The following is a 3323-nucleotide window of genomic DNA, read 5'->3' as shown; positions in this document are numbered from 1 at the left end:
AGCGCGCTCTTGCGCGCGTCTCGAAGGATCGACGGCCACCAGGCGGGCCGCCCATCCTTCGAGGCTCGCTTCGCTCGCACCTCAGGATGACGGGACAAACGCGGGCGCAATTGGCTTAGCGCCCATTCACGGCAACCACGCGCCAGGCATTCGGCAGCCGATCGATCCGCGTCAGCGACAGCGGATCGATGACGAAGCGCAGCGCAGGGTCCGGCGTAAGCTCAAGTGCGATCGCAAGCACCGCGCGGATGGTGCCGGAGTGCACGACCAGCACGACGTCGCCGGCCGGCAGGCGCGCAAGCCCGGTCCGTGCGCGCGCGATCTGGTCGGCAAAGCTTTCGCCGCCCGGCGGCTTGTTGCTGCCCGGCGCATTCCAGAACGCGCGATAGGCCGCGGCGCCGAGCTCGGCTTCGATCTCGCCGTGGCGGCGGCCGGTCCAGTCGCCGAAATCCTGTTCGCGAAACGCATCATCCTCCGTTGCCGTGAGACCGAGCCGCGCCGCGGTCTCACGGGTGCGCCGCGCCGGGCTGCAGACAGCATAAGTCGCGCGCGGCAGCTTCGCCTGCAAGGCTGCGAATGCGGCGGCATCGCCGAGGTCCGCGGGCGCATCCGGCGCATGGATCACGCCGCGCGGACCATCGACCGGCGCGTGGCGGATCAGCCAGAGATGCGTCTCGCGGTCCATCGCTGCAGGAGCCTTTCCATCCTGATCAGGGCGTGTACTCATAGACAGTTGATGCCTGATTTATCGGGTAAGGCGGATATGCGTTAGCGTGCACGGCACGAGCCGGCCCTCCTCCAATATCACGAGACCTCAAGGGCGCTATCATCCGGCCATTTTTTGGACAAGACTGACGGGAGTGCTGGGGGCTGATCGACCCTAACGGATAATCGAGTCGGCACGCTTGGAGGACATTGGATGGAAAGGGAAGCGTCAGTGAACTCCGCCCCCACCCCGAACCCGGTCGAATCGAACGACGGCCAGACCACACCCGCCGACGAGAAACTCGCCGAAACCCACAAGCAGATCACGCGCGCCAACGAAGAGCTCACGCGTTTGAGCGAACAGCTTGCAAGAATGGAGCGCGATGCCGCGTCTCCAGCTCCGCCGCAACCTGCCCCGCCTGCGGCCGGACCCACCCCTGCTGCTTCTGGACCTGGCCCGACCTCTTCCGCACCTCGCTCGCGATCGCCGCGCCGAATGCCGAGGCTCCGAGTTCTCGCCGGCTTGTTGCTGGCATGTATCGTTGTCGCTGCTCTGGCTTTGCAGTCGTCGTATGGTGGGCGAGCCAGACAGGTTGTCGCTCGTTGGGTGCCTCAGCTCGTTTCAACTCCATCATTGCCGCCCGACAATCCGCCGCTTGCGGCGCAGCCCACTCCACCCACCGTTCAGGCCGCAGCGGCAGACGCCGCTCCGCCCCAAGCGACGCCCCAGGTTCAGGCCGCACCGCCGCAGGACGCCGCGCCGACAGCCAATACGGCTCTTCCCGAGCAGACCCAGCTGCTGCAAACGATCGCCCGCAACCTCCAAAATGTGGAGCAAAGTATCGAGCAGCTCAAGGCGGACCAGCAACAGATGGCCCGCGCGAGCTCCAAAGCCATTGATGAACTCAAGGCGAGCCAGGACGAAATGAAACGGGCGCTCGCGAAGGTCTCCGAGCAGAAGCCGTTGCCGCTTCCGACGCCCCTGCCGACTCCGAGCGTGCGCAAGCCCGAGCGGACGTCTCAGCCCCCGTATGCAAGAGCGCGGCCTCCAATGCCCAGGGAGTGGCTCTACGACGATTGGTGACGGTCGATGCAATGCTCATCGATGTCTCGTCCCGCAACAACGCCACGATCGGCGCGGCCTCCAGTTCTGGCCCATGGCTGAGTTTCGCGCCGGCTCTTGTATGGGATCGCGTCATGTTCACGCGAGCCAGTATCCACTTCGCTCGAAATGCTCTAACCGAACCGCGCCGCGAGCAGCACCAGGATCGCGGTCTCCGCGACCTGCTCTGTGCCGCCAAGCACGTCGCCGGTCTGGCCGCCGATCTGCCGCCTGGCGAGCTGCGCCATGACCAATGCGCTCGCGCTCGCCGCGACCGCCGCCAGCAGCGCGCTGCTGAAGGGCAGAGCGAGGATTGTGATCACCAGCGCGATGCCGGCCGCGACCACCGCAATCGCGCCGTCAGGCCGGCCGGCATTGGCCGCGAGACCATCCTTGCGTGCGTAGGGCAGACTGATCGCAATCCACGGCAGCACGCCGCGACCGAGCGCATGCGCCGCGATCAGGCCCTGCACCACCATGTCATTGGGAAGCGCGGCCAGCGCCGCCAGCTTGGTGGCAAAGCTCACCACCAGCGCCAGCGCGCCATAAGTGCCGAGCCGGCTGTCGCGCATGATCTCGAGCTTGGCCGCAGGATCGCGGCCGCCGCCGAACCCGTCGGCGACATCGGCGAGCCCATCCTCATGCAGCGCGCCGGTCAAGAGCGCGCCGCCGCCAAGCGCAAGCGCCGCCGCGGCAAGGTCCGGCACGCCGATCGTCCGCAGCAGCAGGCAGAACAGGCCGATCGCCGCGCCGATGGCGGCGCCGACCAGCGGGAACAGCCGCTGCACCCGCGCAAAGCTCTCCGGCCGCGCCCCGTCCGGATGCGGCATCGGCAGGCGGGTCAGAAAGGCGGTCGCGGTCCTGAGATCGTCGAGCCATTGATTCATGGTGAAGGCCTGAAAATTGAACTAGTTTGCGCCCCGCTCGACGAGGGAATCGCATGCAGTTCAGCACTCTAGACGACATCCGCAGCTTTTGTCGCGACCTGCCCCAGGGCGACGAGGCCAGTGCCGCGGCTGCGACGGTTCGCCAGCAGAACCTGACCAAGCCGCCGGGCAGCCTCGGCCGGCTGGAGGAGGTTGCGATCTGGCTGGCGCGCTGGCAACGGCGCGAGATCCCCCGGCTCGACCAGGTCACGATCGCGGTGTTCGCCGGCAATCACGGCATTGCCGAGCGCGGCGTCTCCGCCTTTCCCTCCGAAGTCACCGCGCAGATGGTCGCGAATTTCGCCGCGGGGGGTGCTGCGATCAACCAGATCGCGAAGCTTGCCGGCGCCGAGCTGCGCGTCGAGCCGCTCGAGCTGGCGCGTCCGACCCGCGATTTCACGATGGCGCCGGCGATGGATGGCGCCGATTTCCTCGTCGCCTTCGACACCGGCTGGCGCACGGTGCCGGAGCAATGCGATTTGCTCGTGGTCGGCGAGATGGGCATCGCCAACACCACGGTGGCCGCAACGCTGTGCGCAGCATTGATGGGCGGGCGCGGCGCGCGCTGGGCCGGCCGCGGCACCGGCGTC

At 67.5% G+C, this 3323-nt stretch carries 4 protein-coding genes; 2 read left to right on the top strand and 2 right to left on the bottom strand.

The features are described from left to right. Positions 1-115 precede the first annotated feature (115 nt). Positions 116-685, bottom strand: coding sequence for a histidine phosphatase family protein (locus tag H8A95_RS42210; protein WP_229188337.1), 570 nt, complete (start codon positions 683-685; stop codon positions 116-118). 234 nt (positions 686-919) lie between these two features. Between H8A95_RS42210 and H8A95_RS42205 the strand changes: the two genes are divergently transcribed. After that, positions 920-1789 (top strand): SH3 domain-containing protein, encoded by an 870-nt coding sequence (locus H8A95_RS42205; protein WP_229188336.1) that lies wholly within the window; start codon positions 920-922, stop codon positions 1787-1789. Positions 1790-1941: 152 nt separating this feature from the next. Here the strand turns inward: H8A95_RS42205 and cobS are convergent, their stop codons facing one another. Next, the gene (gene cobS, locus H8A95_RS42200; protein ID WP_229188335.1) at positions 1942-2694 is read right to left on the bottom strand and encodes an adenosylcobinamide-GDP ribazoletransferase; all 753 of its coding nucleotides are present in this window, start codon (positions 2692-2694) and stop codon (positions 1942-1944) included. A 53-nt stretch (positions 2695-2747) separates the two neighbouring features. Between cobS and H8A95_RS42195 the strand changes: the two genes are divergently transcribed. Further along, the coding region (locus tag H8A95_RS42195; RefSeq protein WP_229188334.1) for a nicotinate-nucleotide--dimethylbenzimidazole phosphoribosyltransferase at positions 2748-3323 on the top strand (576 nt) is incomplete at its 3' end.

This window comes from Bradyrhizobium oropedii (assembly GCF_020889685.1).
Taxonomy (GTDB): Bacteria; Pseudomonadota; Alphaproteobacteria; order Rhizobiales; family Xanthobacteraceae; genus Bradyrhizobium; species Bradyrhizobium oropedii.
Note: the sequence above shows the minus strand (reverse complement) of the source record. Positions and strands in the feature narration are given on the sequence as shown.